The organism is Variovorax sp. OV084 (assembly GCF_900111625.1).
GTDB lineage: Bacteria > Pseudomonadota > Gammaproteobacteria > Burkholderiales > Burkholderiaceae_C > Variovorax.
The window spans coordinates 65,154-79,693 of record NZ_FOII01000002.1 but is presented as its reverse complement, the minus strand read 5'-3'; the positions used below and the strand labels follow the sequence as shown (position 1 = coordinate 79,693).

The following is a 14,540-nucleotide window of genomic DNA, read 5'->3' as shown; positions in this document are numbered from 1 at the left end:
AGGTCAGGCGGCGACGCCGATCGGCCACTTGGGCAAGCGGGCCTTGCGGTACGGCAGCGTGTTCAGGTCGAGCGTCACGGCGCCCGGTGCGCCCGCGTAGATGACGTGCTTCGCCACCTTGGAGTACGACGCGTAGAAGTGCTGCGACGACTTCACGACGATGATCTTCTTCGCGGCGAGGTCGCAGCCCAGCTGCGTGAACAGATCGGTGCCCATCGCCTGGTTGCGCAGCGTGATCAGCACGATCTCGATGCCGTTCGCCTCGATCAGCGCGCTGTCGCCCATCAGCGTGGGCGTGCCTGCCAGGCCCGTCATCACCAGGTCGTGCTTCAGCGCCTTCACGGTGCAGTCGAGGTCCAGCGGATCGCCAGAGAGCGGGCTGATCTTGCCGCCGATGCGCATCTGCAGCCTGGCGCCCACGCCTGCGTCGAATGCGATGCGCACCGCGATCGGGTCCCACAGCGGGCCCAGCGCCGCGTTGGTGATGCCGCGCTCGACCATGCGGCGCAGGATGAAGGTGGAGTCGCTTGCCGCGCCGCCGCCGGGGTTGTCCGCACCGTCGGACAGCACCACCGGGCCGCCGTCGAAGGCCAGTGCTTCGTCGAGCGAGGCATCGATGCTCGGGTAGTTGACCGTGAGGCCGTCGCGCATGGCGATGACTTCGTCGGCGAGCTGGCGCGCAAAAGCGTCGGCCTGGGCCTGGTTGCCGTCTGTGTAGACCAGCACCTTGGTGCCCATCTCGGGCACGTCGCCCCAAGAGAAGCCGTGCGTGAGCGAGACCGACAGCACGCCGTTCTTGCCCTCGAGCGACTGCATGCGCTCGACGAAGCCGCGCGCCGGCTGGCGCGAGGTGTGGACCGTGACGATCATGTCGCAGTCGACCACCGCGGCCACCGGCTTGACCTTGCCTTCGACCATGGCGGCGCAGATGTCCACCAGCTCCAGCCCGCGCTCGAGCACGTCGGTGTGCGGGTACTCCTTGAACGAGATCATCAGGTCGGAGTTCTTCACCATCGCGGGCGTGAGGTGGTTGTGCGGGTCGAGCTCCGCGCCGATCACCACGCCGGGCCCGACGATCTGCCGCACGCGCGCCAGCAGGTCGCCTTCGCAGTCGTCGTAGCCGTCGGCCACCATCGCGCCGTGCAGGCCGAGCAGCACCATGTCGACCGGCAGCACCGCGCGCAGGTCGGCCAGCAGTTCATCGCGCAGCGTCTCGTAGGCGTGGCGCGTGGTGGTGCCGCTGGGCTGTGCGCCGGCCACCATGCCTTCGAAGAGCGTCCAGCCCTTGTCGGCGCCGCGCATGCGCGCGGCCCACAGCGGGCCCGAGAACAGCGTCATCGCTTCGGGGTGCTTGCCGGCGGGGAAGTAGCCGCGGTCCTTGAAGGAGGCGAGGCCGGTCGGCATCGGGCCGAAGGTGTTGGTTTCGGTGGCGAGGGAGGCACTGAAAACGCGCATGGTGATGTCTCGTGGGTTGGATGTGTTTGTTATTGGGGGCGTGGTCAGGCGGTGGCCGTGCGCAGCCGCTGCGGGCCCAGCATCCCGGCCGTGAGCCCGAAGGAGGCGATGCGCTCCGGCAGCGGCAGTCCGCGTGCCAGCGCGGCGCAGGCCTCGCCCATGGCGGCCGAGGTCTGGATGCCGTAGCCGCCTTGCGCCGCCACCCAGAAGAAGCCGGGCACGCCGGGCTCGAAGCCGCCTACCAGGTCGCCGTCGGCCACGAAGGAGCGCAGGCCGGCCCAGGTGCGCGTGGGGCGGCGGATGGCGAGCGTGGTCGCTTCCTCGATGCGGTGCATGGCGATGGCGATGTCCATCTCCTCGGGCTGTATGTCCTGCGGCTCGACCGGGTCGGCATTGGCCGGCGAGCCGAGCAGCATGCCGGCGTCGGGCTTGATGTACCAGCCTTCGTCGGCGCCGAACACCATGGGCCAGTGCGCGACGCTCTGGCCCTCGGGCGGCGCGAAGATGAAGGCCGAGCGCCGGCGCGGCTCGATGCCCAGCGGAGGCACGCCCGCCATGCGTGCGACGGTGTCGACCCATGCGCCCGCCGCGTTGAGCACCACGGGCGCCTCGTACACGGCGCCGCCGGCCTCCACGCGCCAGTGCTCGCCCACGCGTTCGATGGCCGTAACGCCGGCATCGCACACCAGCTTGCCGCCGGCGCGCCGCATGCCGCGCAGGTAGCCCTGGTGGATGGCGTGCACGTCCATGTCGGACGCGTCGGGTTCGTACACCGCACCCATCACCTGCTCGGGGCGCAGCGCCGGCACCATCTCGCGGGCCTGCTCGCCGCTCAGGCGCGAGGCGCCGGTGTCCATGGCGCGCAGCACCTCCCAGTGGGCTTCGAGCTCGGCCATGTGATCGGCACTCGCGACCATCATCGCGCCGCGCGGCGTGAGCAGCGGGTGCTCCGAGAAGCCTTCGGGCGGATGTTCGAGGAAGGCGCGGCTCGCCATGGTGAGGGCGCGCACCTGCGGCGTGCCGTAGCTTTCCATGAAGAGGGCGGCGGAGCGGCCGGTGGAGTGGTAGCCCGGCTGCGACTCGCGTTCGAGAAGGATCACGCTGGCATGCGGTGCGAGCCAATGGGCCACCGAAGCCCCGGCGATGCCGCCGCCGATCACGAGGAAATCTGCCACGACGGGCGTTGGGGTGCTGGAAGTCATTGGCAAAAAGTGTAGGTAGAAATTTGCGGATACGCAAATTGATTTGGTGGCACCAAGGGGAAACCATGGTGCACCGCTTCGGTGAAATTTGCGTCAACGCAATTTGCGTATACGCAACTTCCGCGCCTGCGTCACGCGGGTTGGCATGGATGGCGCACTGCCCGGCTGGCAGAATCCACTTGCATCACAAGAGAAAGCCAAGCGTGAATCCACACACAGGGACCAGGACGGCAACGAAGCCGAAGGACGAGCCGCCCACGCTGGACCGCACCACTTTCGGTCATCGCCTGCGCAGCGCGCGCAAGCGTTTCGGCTGGACGCTGGCACAGCTGGCCGAGCGCTCGGGCGTGTCGATCACCACCATCTCGCGCGCCGAGCGCGGGCAGCTCGCGTTGGGTTATGAAAACTTCACCGCGCTGGGCCGTGCGCTCGAGATGGACATGAACGCGATGTTCGCGGGCGCCGGCGTCAAGCCCGCGCAGCTCGACGGGCCGGTGGTCACGCGCGCGGGCAAGGGCGTGGTGTACCGGGGGCTGTCGATTGCCTACGAGTTCCTGGGCACCACGGCGGCGGGCAAGCAGATGAGCCCCATCGTGGGCACGGTGCATGCGCGGCGCATCCACGGGCCGGAAGACTTCGTGCGGCATGCGGGCGAAGAGTTCGCCTATGTGCTGTCGGGCGAGATCGAGGTGCACTTCGACAACGGCGAAGTGCTGCACATGGCGCGCGGTGATTCGCTGTACTTCGACAGCCGCCTCGGCCATGCGTACATCAGCGTGAGCCGGCAGCTCGCGCGGATCGTGGGCATGACCATTGGCGAGAGCCGGCACATGCAGTCCGCGCGCGAGGGAGAGGCGCGCAAGGCGCCGGTGCCGGCCAAGCCTGCGGCACGCAAGACCGTGAAGGCCAAGGCGCCAGCAAGCAGAAAGGGCGCCTAGCCCCTCAGGAGAAATACGCGGGGTAGTCCGTGCCGTCCAGGCCCGGCACCACCGCCTTCAGCGGGTCGTTGCCATTGCCCTGCAGCTGGTCCGCCGCGTAGTCGGTAACGCAACCCGCCAGCAGCTGCCGCGGGTCTTCGAGGATCACGCGCATGCGGGTGTTGAGCGCATGCCAGTCCTCCGGTCCGCCGATGGCGGGCATCTCGCTGACTTCGGTGGTGTCGGGCTGCAGCACCGGCCGGCCGCCGCGCCCGGGGGCGAAGCGCGGGTAGCCCTCGTACATCATCGGCCCCAGGTCGCTCATGGCCCGCGTGGCCCACCAGAGCTTGCGCATCGGCGCCTCGTGGGCAGACACGGCCGGCAGGTCGACGGGGTAGGTGAAGGTGGGCGCCGGTGCATGCGGTGCGATGTACACGCGCTCCAGCGGCAGCGCATGGTGCGACGAGGCGAGGATCATCGAGCACACGGCGTTGGTGCTCCAGGTAACGCCCGCGGTGGGGCGGCCCTGTCTGCCCACGATCAGCACCATTGCGTTCGCCCAGTCGATGCGGTGGCGCTCGAACCATGCGATCACGCGGTGCCCGGTGTCCAGGCCGACGAGGAAGAAGGTGGCGATCATCACCTTGTTCATCGGCACGCTCGCGCCGATGGCATCGCCCGTGGCTTCGAGGTAGTGCGTGCGCAGGTCGGCGGCCGTGAGGGTCTCGGGGTGGGCGAGGGCACGCGCGATATAGCGCTCTGTGACTTCGCAGGCGTAGTGCACCATGTTCGTGATCGCCGTCTCGCGGCCCCGATAGGCGGGCACTGCGATGTCGTCGCACCAGAGCGCCACGCTGTTGGCCTCGCGCGCGGCCACGGTGGCGGCGAGCAGGCGTTCGGTTTCGCTGCGCCACAGCGTGCCTTCGGGGTCGAGCTCGCGCAGTCGCACCAGCGAGGCCAGCGCGGGGCCGAGGTGCGACACCGCCGCCAGTTCCTTGAAGCCGCGCGTCGTGAGCCGGTAGCCCTCGACCTCGGGCGGCCTGCCCCTGCCGGGGAACAGGATGAAGTCGGCCGCCGTGGCAACGATCAGCGCCGCGTCGGGCGCGGCCTCGGCGGTGGCGTGCGTCATCTTCGCGCCGATGCTGTCGGCGCTCGCGGTGTAGGTCTCGAAGAGGCGCAGGAACTCGGGGCTCTGGAAATTCGGGTTTGCCGTCATGGTGGCTCCTGTCTATGCGCCGAGCCGGTACACCTTGCTCGGCGTGCGAAAGCGGATGTCGGCGCCGAGGCTGTTGGTCACCACCAGGTAGGCGTGGCCGCTGTCCTCGAAGGCGCAGGCGTCGGTGCCGCCGGAGGTCGGAAACTCCCGCTGCGGCACCAGCTTGCCGTCGGCGAAGCGGTAGCCAACCGAGGTCAGCGAGGTAATGGGTGCCTCGCGGCTGCCGAGCAGAAAGTTGATCTGCACCAGCTCGCCACCCTGCGCATCTTCGCGCCAGACAAACTCGCGCCCGCCGGGGCCGCTCAGCGTCTGGTGCGTGACGAAGCCGGTGCCGTTCCAGCGCAGCAGCACGGTGTCGTCGTGCAGGCAGGCGAAGGCCAGCCAGGCTTCGCCCTGTGCCTCGAAGAACTGGAAGGCGCGGCCGGTCTTGCCGTCGAGCAGCTGGAAGTCTTCGAAGCGCGTGCCGCTCCACAGCATGACGCGCGAGCGCGCCACGTGGTCGGCATAGGCCAGGAAGCGCTGCCCGCCGATCTCGAAGAACGCGAAGTTGTAGCCCCAGGTCGAGTCGATGACCTGGAACTCGGCGAAGCACTGGCCGTTCCATTCGTAGATGGCCGACTTCGACGGATTCCGGGCCTCGGTGCCTTCCATCGGCACGCCTTGTGCGAGCGCCAGAAAGTGGCGTTCGCCGATGGTGAAGTGCGTCCATTGCTTGGCCGCGAAAGTGGGTACGCGCTGGAACTCGGTGAACGCGCCGTCCTTCAGTTCGAAGATGACCGAGTCGACGTTGAGCTCGTACGGACCGGCTCCCGACTTCAGGCTGGCGGTGGCCAGGAAGGCGCGGCCGCCGATCTCGAAGAACTCCGCGTCTTCTCCACCTGGCACGGGCAGTCGCGTGTGCGGCACGAAGGTTTCGCCCTGCCAGCGGTACACCAGCGCGTCGATATCGCTGTTGCCCACGGTGATCATCGCGGGCTGCCCCGGCACGTCGACTGCGAGCTGCGGCACCACGAGGTAGCGCGTGCCGCCGTGAATGAAGGTCTCCGCCGCGCGCGCGCCGGAGGTGTCGAGGTCCTGGATGTTTTTCATCGCGGTCGTTCTTTCGTTCGGCATGCGCACCTTACTGCGGAATCGGCGCAAAGCCGAACAGCCGCGCCGGGTTGTCCACCAGGATGCGCTGGCGCGCCGGTGCGTCGGGCGCCCACGGCGCGAGCAGGTTCAGCAGCTCGCCGGTGTCGCGCGCGCCGTCGGGAATGTGCGGCCAGTCGCTGCCCCAGATGGTGCGCTCGGGCAGGGCGTCGACGATGGCGTGCGCCAGCGGGCGCAGCTTCTCGAAGTTGCCGTCCTTGGCCACGCGGTAGGGGCCGGAGAGCTTCATCCAGCCGCGCCCGTCGGCCAGCACCCGCAGCAGGCGGTCGAAGTCCTGCCGCGTGAGGCCGTCGCTCTCGAGCATGTAGCCCATGTGGTCGATGACGAAGTCGGCATCGATGTCGCCCAGGTACGGAATGAGGTCGCGCACCACCCAGCCCGGCGTGTAGAACTGCAGGTGCCAGCCCAGAGTCTTCGTCATGCGCACGCTGCGCTGGATGTACTGCACCAGCTCGGCGGTCGGCAGGCCCGAGCGCAGAAACAGGTCGAGCCGCAGCGCGCGCACGCCGCGGCGGTGCATGTCGTGCAGCGTCTCTTCGGTGACGCTGTCGTCCACCATGGCCACGCCGCGCGCGCGTTCGCCGGCGATCTCCAGGGCGTCGAGCATGCAGCGGTTGTCGGTGCCGTAGAAGCTGGGCTGCACGATCACATAGCGCGCCAGGCCCAGCGACTCGCACATGGCGTCGAGCTTGGTGAGCGGGCCGTCGGGCAGCGTGTAGTGCGGCTGGTCGACGTGCGGGTAGCGGTCTTCGCTTTCGAACACGTGCACGTGCGAGTCGCAGGCGCCGGCAGGCACGGTGAAGGCGGGGCGCGCCAGCGTTTCGGGCGCGCGCATGGGCGTGGAAGTGAGGATCTGGGAACTCATGATGTCGAAGGAAAAAGATGAAAGGAAGAAATCGATGAAGGCTCATTCGAGCGAGATACCGCCGGCGGCAATCAGCCGGCGGTTGCGCTCGAGTTCGGCGGTGACGGTGCGGCGCATCGTCTCGGCGTCGGGCGTGACCGGCGCGAAGCCCTGCGCCTCGAGTGCCTTGAGCGTCTCGGGCCGGGCCAGCACCTCGCGCAGCGCCGCAGTGGCACGCTGCCGCGCAGCCGCCGGCACGCCTGCCGGCAGCACGATTCCGACCCACGAGCGGTAGGTGTAGTTGCGCAGTGCGTCGATGCCGGTCTCCGCAAAGCTCGGCACCGCGGGCAGCGCAGCCCAGCGGGTCGATGCCGTGGCGGCGAGCGCCCGCGCGCGGCCGTTTGCCACGAAGGGCACGATGGGCGAGGTGACGTAAGCCATCATGTCGACCTCGCCTGCGATCAGCGCATTCATCGCCTGCGCCTCGCCCTTGTAGGGCACGTGCCGCGCCGTGATGCCGAGCGTGTGCAGCAACTCCTCGGTCTGCAGGTGCAGGCTGGTGCCGACGCCGAAGGAGCCGTATGTCAGCGCGCCGGGGTGTGCTTTCGCATAGGCCACGAGCCCTGGCATGTCGGTCACGGGCAGGTCGGCGCGCACCGCCAGCACGCCGTCGTTGAAGGCGACGATGCCGAGCGGATCGAAGTCCTTGAGCGGGTCATAGCCCGCCGCCTTGTCGACCACCGGATTGACCGATGCGATGGAAGGCGAGACCGCAATCAGCGTGTGGCCGTCGCGTGCGGCCCGCAGAGCCGCCTGCACGCCGATCTTGCCGGCGGCCCCGCCCTTGTTCTCGACCACCACCGGTTCCCCCAGCACGGAAGACAGGCCCTGCGCCACGATGCGGGCGACGCGGTCGATGGGGCCACCCGGCGGCGTCGGCACGACGAGGGTCGTCGCTCCTTGTGCAACCTGGGCGAGCGCAGGGCCGGGCAAGGCCAGCGTTCCGAGCAGCAGCGCGAGCACGGCGCCTGTGCGGCGCAGGGCTGCTTCAGCGCACGACCGCATCGCCGTTCTCCACACCGACCGAACTCAACGCCTTCGCGACGCGCTCGTGCGCGGCGGCCAGCAGCATGTCGGTGTCGATGCCGGTCATGAGGAAAGGCGCTGCACCACGGTGCACCAGCTCGGCCGAGTAGGCCGCGTCGGCGATGCCGCCGATGGCGAGCGGCTTTCCCGCGCGCAGGCAGGCGGCCAGCGCAGTCTCGTGCGCGGCGCGTACCAGCGGGTGCTTGAAGTCACCGGCCACGCCCAGCTCGGCGGTCAGGTCGTTGGTGCCGATGCCCACGATGTCGATGCCCGGCACCGCGGCGATGCGCTCGATGTTCTCGATGCCCAGCGGGCTTTCGATCAGCACCTTCAGCGCGGTCGCCTGGTTCATGGCGACGTTGAAATCCGCCGCGGCCATCTTGCGATAGCCCACGTGCGGCAGCGTGCCGATGGCCGAGCGGTGGCCCAGCGGCGGAAAGCGGCAGGCGGCCACGAGGTCTTCGGCCTGTGCCACGGTCTCGATGCGCGGCGCGATGATGCCGCCCGCACCGCCGTCGAGCAGCCGGCCGATTACGCCGTACTCGCGCTCCGGCACACGCACGAAGGGCATGAGGCCGATGTCCATTGCGGCGGCACAGATCTGCACGGCCGCGTCGATGGCGATGCTGCTGTGCTCCAGGTCCACCCAGATCGCGTGGTGGCCGCTGGCCTTGGCGATGCGTGCGATGTCGGGCGTGCGCGAAGCGCGGATGCCCAGTGCCGCCACCGGCAGGCGCTGGCGCAGGCGGCTCACGACGAGATTGGTCGATGCGGCGTCGGCGGACGCCGTTGCGCTGTCTTGCACCATGCGGGTTCTTCCTTTGTCTCTGTGGTTGTAAAGGTGTGAAGGGATGCTAGAGAATGGGCGTCATATCCGGAAATACCGGATTCGGATTGCATTCGATACGCTGGAGATATCGTGGAACTTCGACACCTGCGCTACTTCGTTGCCGTGGCGGAAGAACTCAACTTCACCCGCGCCGCGGAACGCCTCTACATGGCACAGCCGCCCCTGAGCACGCAGATTCGGGGGCTCGAAGAAGAGCTGGGGGTGCAGCTTTTCGAGCGCGACAAGCGCCGCGTGTATCTCACGCAGGCCGGGCGGCACTTTCTCGACCGGGCGCGCACCATCCTTGCCTCGGTGCAGAGCGCGAAAGACGAAGTGCAGAGCGCCGCAGCGGGCGAGGTCGGCAAGCTCAACGTGGGCTTCACCGCTTCGTCGATGCTCACGACGGCGCTGCCATCGGGCATTCGCCAGTACCGCGCGAGCTTTCCGGCGGTCGAGCTGCAGTTGCGGGAAATGGCGTCGATGCATCAGCTCGACGCCATCAATGCCCGCGAGCTCGACCTCGGCGTGCTGCGCAAGCCCAACGTGAGCATTCCGGTGGGCGTGACCATCGAGGAGTGGTACTCGGCGCCGCTGGTCGCGGCGATGCCGCAGCAGCACGTGCTCACGCGTGGCAAGGGCATCCACATCCGCGAACTGAAGGACGTGCCGCTGATCGTCTATCCGCGCGACGCGGGCATCGGCCTGTACTGGAAGGTGCAAGAGCTGTGCGCTAAGGCGGGCTTCCGCCCGGCGGTGATGCACGAGACGCGGGAGGCCTCGACCATGGTCGGGCTGGTGGCGGCGGGCTTCGGCGTGGCCATCGTGCCGGCCGACACGCAGTGCATCCAGCTCGAAGGGGTGCTGTACAGCCGCATCCTCGACAAGGACGCGGTGTCGAGCCTGTATCTGGGCTACCGCGATGCAGACGCCAATCCGCACCTCGACAGCCTGTTGCGGCTGTTGCGCGGCACGCAGGTCGCGTCGAGCCGCAAGCGCTGACGACGATCTGTCAGCCGCGCGGCTTGCGGTAAGCGATCCAGCCCAGGGCCGCCGCCGCGATGAAGGCCGGGATCGCGGCGAGCAAGAACAGCTGCCCCCACGGCAACTTCGCACCCACCAGCAGCCCACCGACCAGCGGCCCCACGATGGAGCCGATGCGGCCGACGGACATCGACAGCCCCACGCCGGTTGCGCGCACGCTCGCCGGGTAGTAGTGCACGCACAGCGCGGGGATGTTCATCTGTCCGCCGATCACCAGCAGGCCGATGGCGAACACCAGGCAGAAGGCGGCGACCTCGCTGCCGACGATGTGGAAGCCGAAGAAGGGCACGAGCGCAGCGCCCAGCGCCAGGCACAGCGCCACCGGTCCGAAGGGGCTGCGCCGCGCCACCACGAAGGACATGGCGAAGGCGCCGGCAACGCCGCCCACGTTGAGCATCACGCCAGCGAGCGCCGAGCGCTGCGGGCTCATGCCGTTCATGGCGAGCACGCTGGGCGTCCAGCTCAGCAGGAAGTAGCTGACCAGCAGGATCATGAAGGCGGCGGTGGCGATCAGCACCGTGCCGGGGCCGCGTCCTTCGGCGACGAGTTCGGCGAGCGGGCGCCTGGCATGGACGGGGCTTGCGTCCGCTGCCGTGGTGCTCGTGCGCCCCGACTCGGATATCGCGAACACCAGCGGCAGCAGCGCCAGCGCGAACGTGCCACCACCGATGAAGATGCCGCGCCAGCCCACCGACTGCATCAGCGCTGCCGTGATGGCGCCACCGGCCACGGCCCCGATGGGAAAGCCCAGGAACATGCGCGAGACCGTCGCGCTGCGTTGGTCCGGATGCGCATGCTCGGCCGCCAGCGCCGAGATGGTGGGAATCGCGCCGCCGAGGCCGATGCCCGAGAGAAAGCGCCACAGCATCAGCTGCTCCGGGCTGGCCGATGTCGCACTCAGCAGGATGAAGCCGCCTGCCACCAGGATCGAAGCAAGCAGCAGCCGGCGCCTGCCGAAGCGGTCGGCCGCCGCACCCACGGTGAGTGCGCCCACCACAGCGCCCGCGAAGCTCACGGCGAACACCTTGCCGAAGGCGCCGGGCGGCATGCCCCATTCCCTGGAGATGAGCGGTGCGACGAAGGACAGCATCAGCGTGTCGTAGCCGTCGATCAATGCGATCAGGAAGCAGACGACGATCGAGAAGCGGCTGGCGTAGGGGAGGGCGCGTGGCGGGCGGCTGGCGCCGGCGAGTGGGAGCGATGACATGTTTTTGTCTCCTGATGGATGCAGCTGCTCTTTGGCGCTGATGCGGCCGATGCTAGGAGCCGCCATGCATATCCACAAATACATTTTCCGGAATGCATTGCGGTAGCTTTTGCGTATGGAGCCCTGCGGTGAACCAGTCGGGCAAACCCTGTCGTTGCCGTGTCTCCGATTTGCTCGCCCGGCACGAGCGCGTGGCTATGCTGTGTGCCGTCATTCACTCCCGAGAAAAACACCATGACTTTGCGTTTGTCCTCCTTCCCGCTTCGCTCCATGGCCCTGGCCTGTGGCCTCGCGCTCGGCGCTGTCGCCGGCGCGCACGCCGCGCCCGATGCGAAGCTGCTCGCCGCCGCCGAGAAGGCGCAGCCCGCGGTGATCGACAACCTCAAGGAGATGGTGCTGATCGAATCGGGCAGCCTCAACGTCGACGGCCTGCTCAAGATGGCCGACGTGGTGGAAGGGCGCCTGAAGGCCGCCGGCTTCAAGACCGAGCGCCGCAAGGCCACGGCCGGCGCGGGCGCCGACCTCGTGATCGGCACCATCAAGGGCACGGGCAAGCGCAAGATCATGCTGCAGGGCCATATGGACACGGTGTATTCACCGGGCATCTTGAGCAGCCAGCCCTACAAGGTTGACGGCAACCGTATCTACGGCCCCGGCATAGCCGACGACAAGGGCGGCCTGGCCGTGATGATGGCCTCGCTCAAGATCCTGGCCGATGCCGGCTGGCGCGACTACGACACGCTCACTGTTGTGATGAACCCCGACGAGGAAGTGGGCTCGGTCGGTTCCGGCGAGCTGATCGCCACGATGGCCGACCAGCACGACACGGTGCTGTCGTTCGAGCCGACGGTGGCGAAGTCCGTGGTCAAGGGCGAGTCGCTGCTGCTGGGCGCGGCCGGCATCGCGCAGGCCACGATGGAAGTGAAAGGCCGCGCGGCACACGCCGGCGCCGCGCCCGAACTGGGCCGCAACGCGCTGTACGAGCTGTCGTACCAGATGCTCCAGACCAAGGATCTCGCCAAGGACATCCCCGGCGTTACGCTCAACTGGACCGTGGCGCGCGCCACCGGCCCGATCAACCAGATCACCGAGAAGGCGCAGGCGCTGGGTGATATCCGCATCACGCAGCCCGGCGCCGAGAAGAAGCTCAACGAGGCGCTGCAGGCGAAGATTGCGGCCGGCAAGCTGATTCCCGACACCGAGACCACGGTGAAGGTGGAAGTGGGCCGCCCGGCCTTCATCGCGGGCGACAAGGGCCGCGCGCTGGCCGAGAAGGCGCAGGCCATCTACAAGGAAATCGACCGCGACCTCGCGCTGACGCCGATGACCGGCGGCGGCACCGACGCGGGCTATGCGGGTCGTTCGGGCAAGGCGACGGTGGTCGAGAGCTTCGGTCTCGCGGGCTTCGGCTACCACGCGCGCGACGAGTACATCGAAGTCGACTCGATCGTGCCGCGCCTCTACCTCGTCACGCGGCTGCTGACCGAGATCGGCAAGAACTGATAGACGCCGCCCGGCGGCGCGGGCGCGCTACTGCTGTTGCTGTCCGGGCTCGCCGGGCCGTCCCGGTGGGCGCCGCGCCGCGACCGCAGCCGCTGCGGCCGCGCGCTGTTGCTGCTGCTGGGCCTGCTGTTGTTGGTGCTGCTGCTGTTGCTGCTGGCGCTGGATCTGCTGTTGCTGCTGCTGCGCCTGTTGCTGGGCACGGGCCTGCTGCTGCATCTGCTGCTGACGTTGCTGCTGCTGTTGCTGCATCGCCTGTTGCTGTTGAGCGCGCGCGGCTTGCTGCTGTGCCTGTTGTTGCGCCTGCTGCTGGCGGCGTAGCTGCTCCTGCTGGGCTTGCTGCTGCTGCCGGGCCTGGTTCTGTGCCTGCTGCTGTTGAGCTTGTTGGCGCTGGACCTGCTGTTGCTGTTGTTGGGCCTGCTGTTGCGCACGGGCCTGTTGCTGCGCCTGCTGTTGCTGCTGCATCTGCTGGCGGCGCGACTGCTCTTGCTGGGCCTGTTGCTGGCGTTGCTGTTCCTGTACCGCCTGCTGCTGTTGGCGCTGCTGTTGCTGCGCCTGCTGTTGGGCCAGCTGTTGTTGCGCTGGTTGGGCTTGCTGGCGGCGCGCAGGGTCTTGCTGCTGCTGGAGCCGGGCCTGGCGTGCCTGCTGCTGTTGCTCGCGCGCTTGCTGTTGTTGCTGTTGTGCCTGCAACTGCTGGGTCTGCTGCTGCGAACGTTGCTGGGCTTGTTGCTGCGCCTGCTGTTGATGCATCAGGGCTTGCTGCTGGCGGACTTGTTGTTGCTGTTGTTGCTGTTGTTGCGCAAGCGCCGCCTGCTGCTGTTGCTGCTGGCGTTGTTGCTGTTGCTGCGCGAATAGTGCCTGCTGCTGTTGCGCAGGGCCCGGGCCGGCCGCGAAGTTGGGTGGCGGCGCTCCCGGCGGCAGCGCGCCGCGCGGTCCGCCATTGTTGTTGTAGACATTGCGCACGTTGTTGTTGACCACCGTCGTCGAGCGCGAGATGTAGGTACTGTTGTTGTAGACCACGGCCGGCCGGGCGAAGGCTGGCTGCACGGCGGGGCCACGATCGCGGTCACGCCCGCGCGGCGCGCCCCAGTTCATGTTCCACGAGTGCCAGCCCCAGTCGTGCCGCTCCAGCGCGGCGCCCACGATCACGCCGGCTCCGAACGCGAGCGCACCGGCAGCCGCCACCTGGCCGCCGCTGTAGCCCCGCGACACCACCTCGACCGGCGGTGCATAGGCATAGCCGGGATAGATCGGCTGCGGATCGCCGTAGATGACCTGCGGGTCATAGGCTGGCACGTACACCACGTCAGGCTGCACGGGCTCGATGGTGATGAACTGCGGCGGCGGCTCGATCACCGCGGGGCCTGCGTACATGGGCTGCATGTCCGGCGAGGGCGCGTAGTTCTGCGGTGGCGCGGCGCTGGCCACGCGCAGCTTGTCGTTGTTCTTGAGGCGGCCCGCCTTCGATGCGCGCTGGCGCATGACCTGGATCGCGTTCATCACATCGGCCGGGTCGTTGTAGTAGGCCTGCCCGAGCGCCTCGGTCCACGGGATGTTGCCGGCCATCTGGTCGATGACAGGGCGGAATGCGGTGAGCGACTTCACGCTCGGGTCCCAAGGCTGCTGGTTGGCTGCATCGGACAGCGGACCGGCCTTGAGGTTGCGGTTCTGCGCAAGCCATTCGTGCGCGGCGGTGATCTGCTCGGGGTAGGTGGCACCGGCCAGGATCTGGGCCACCAGCTTGTCGGGGTAGAGCGCGATGGGCGCGACCATCTGGTAGAGCTGCTCGGCGGCGGGCGGCGTATAGGCAGCCTGCACCGGGGCTGCGGCAGGGGCCGGTGTCTGCGGCACCGAGGGCGCGGGAATGGTGGTTGCCGGGTCGGTGGCGGCGGCAGTGGGTGCGGCAGCCGGCGTACTGGGGGTCTTGTCGCAGCCTGCGAGGACGAGGGCGCCGATGCACAGCGAGATCGTCAGCAGTCGCGGAGCGAGGGGGAGATTTTTTGTCATCTGGAGTTCCATGAGGACGCCGGCGTCGTGCCCGGAACTCTTTCAACGGTGCGCGGCAGCAGGCGATGACAAAGCCTGCGCCGTGGA

General features: G+C 68.4%; 12 protein-coding genes. 3 read left to right on the top strand and 9 right to left on the bottom strand.

Annotated elements, in window-relative coordinates:
- Positions 1-3: 3 nt before the first annotated feature.
- Together BMW87_RS06690 and BMW87_RS06685 are read right to left on the bottom strand one after the other, a co-directional pair.
- Positions 4-1,455, bottom strand: coding sequence for a M81 family metallopeptidase (locus BMW87_RS06690; RefSeq protein WP_093075386.1), 1,452 nt, complete (start codon positions 1,453-1,455; stop codon positions 4-6).
- Between the two features lie 44 nt (positions 1,456-1,499).
- Positions 1,500-2,657, bottom strand: a complete 1,158-nt coding sequence (locus tag BMW87_RS06685) for an NAD(P)/FAD-dependent oxidoreductase (protein WP_093075384.1) — start codon at positions 2,655-2,657, stop codon at positions 1,500-1,502.
- Between the two features lie 203 nt (positions 2,658-2,860).
- Between BMW87_RS06685 and BMW87_RS06680 the strand changes: the two genes are divergently transcribed.
- Complete coding sequence (locus BMW87_RS06680) at positions 2,861-3,595, top strand: helix-turn-helix domain-containing protein (protein WP_093075381.1); 735 nt, start codon at positions 2,861-2,863, stop codon at positions 3,593-3,595.
- A gap of 4 nt (positions 3,596-3,599) precedes the next feature.
- Here the strand turns inward: BMW87_RS06680 and BMW87_RS06675 are convergent, their stop codons facing one another.
- The 5 genes from BMW87_RS06675 to BMW87_RS06655 are packed head-to-tail and all read right to left on the bottom strand — an operon-like array spanning position 3,600 to position 8,677.
- Positions 3,600-4,790, bottom strand: coding sequence for a DUF5624 domain-containing protein (locus BMW87_RS06675; RefSeq protein WP_093075378.1), 1,191 nt, complete (start codon positions 4,788-4,790; stop codon positions 3,600-3,602).
- Between the two features lie 12 nt (positions 4,791-4,802).
- Positions 4,803-5,879 (bottom strand): hypothetical protein, encoded by a 1,077-nt coding sequence (locus BMW87_RS06670; RefSeq protein WP_177192745.1) that lies wholly within the window; start codon positions 5,877-5,879, stop codon positions 4,803-4,805.
- Between the two features lie 31 nt (positions 5,880-5,910).
- Positions 5,911-6,804: an amidohydrolase family protein gene (locus tag BMW87_RS06665; RefSeq protein ID WP_093075373.1), complete on the bottom strand. Its 894-nt coding sequence runs from the start codon at positions 6,802-6,804 to the stop codon at positions 5,911-5,913.
- 42 nt (positions 6,805-6,846) lie between these two features.
- Positions 6,847-7,848 (bottom strand): Bug family tripartite tricarboxylate transporter substrate binding protein, encoded by a 1,002-nt coding sequence (locus BMW87_RS06660; protein ID WP_093075371.1) that lies wholly within the window; start codon positions 7,846-7,848, stop codon positions 6,847-6,849.
- A complete protein-coding gene (locus BMW87_RS06655) occupies positions 7,832-8,677 on the bottom strand; it encodes an HpcH/HpaI aldolase family protein (RefSeq protein WP_093075368.1) in 846 nt (281 codons plus the stop codon). Before BMW87_RS06655 ends, BMW87_RS06660 begins: the two co-directional genes overlap by 17 nt.
- A gap of 111 nt (positions 8,678-8,788) precedes the next feature.
- On the opposite strand from BMW87_RS06655, the gene BMW87_RS35335 reads away from it, so the two are divergent.
- Complete coding sequence (locus BMW87_RS35335; protein WP_093075366.1) at positions 8,789-9,697, top strand: LysR substrate-binding domain-containing protein; 909 nt, start codon at positions 8,789-8,791, stop codon at positions 9,695-9,697.
- 10 nt (positions 9,698-9,707) lie between these two features.
- On the opposite strand, the gene BMW87_RS06645 is transcribed toward BMW87_RS35335, so the two are convergent.
- Positions 9,708-10,946 carry an MFS transporter gene (locus BMW87_RS06645; RefSeq protein ID WP_177192744.1) on the bottom strand — a complete coding sequence of 413 codons (1,239 nt, stop codon included), beginning with the start codon at positions 10,944-10,946 and terminating at the stop codon, positions 9,708-9,710.
- A 234-nt stretch (positions 10,947-11,180) separates the two neighbouring features.
- Between BMW87_RS06645 and BMW87_RS06640 the strand changes: the two genes are divergently transcribed.
- Positions 11,181-12,449 (top strand): M20/M25/M40 family metallo-hydrolase, encoded by a 1,269-nt coding sequence (locus tag BMW87_RS06640; protein WP_177142245.1) that lies wholly within the window; start codon positions 11,181-11,183, stop codon positions 12,447-12,449.
- A gap of 27 nt (positions 12,450-12,476) precedes the next feature.
- Here the strand turns inward: BMW87_RS06640 and BMW87_RS06635 are convergent, their stop codons facing one another.
- Complete coding sequence (locus BMW87_RS06635) at positions 12,477-14,453, bottom strand: DUF3300 domain-containing protein (protein ID WP_093076051.1); 1,977 nt, start codon at positions 14,451-14,453, stop codon at positions 12,477-12,479.
- Positions 14,454-14,540: the final 87 nt, after the last annotated feature.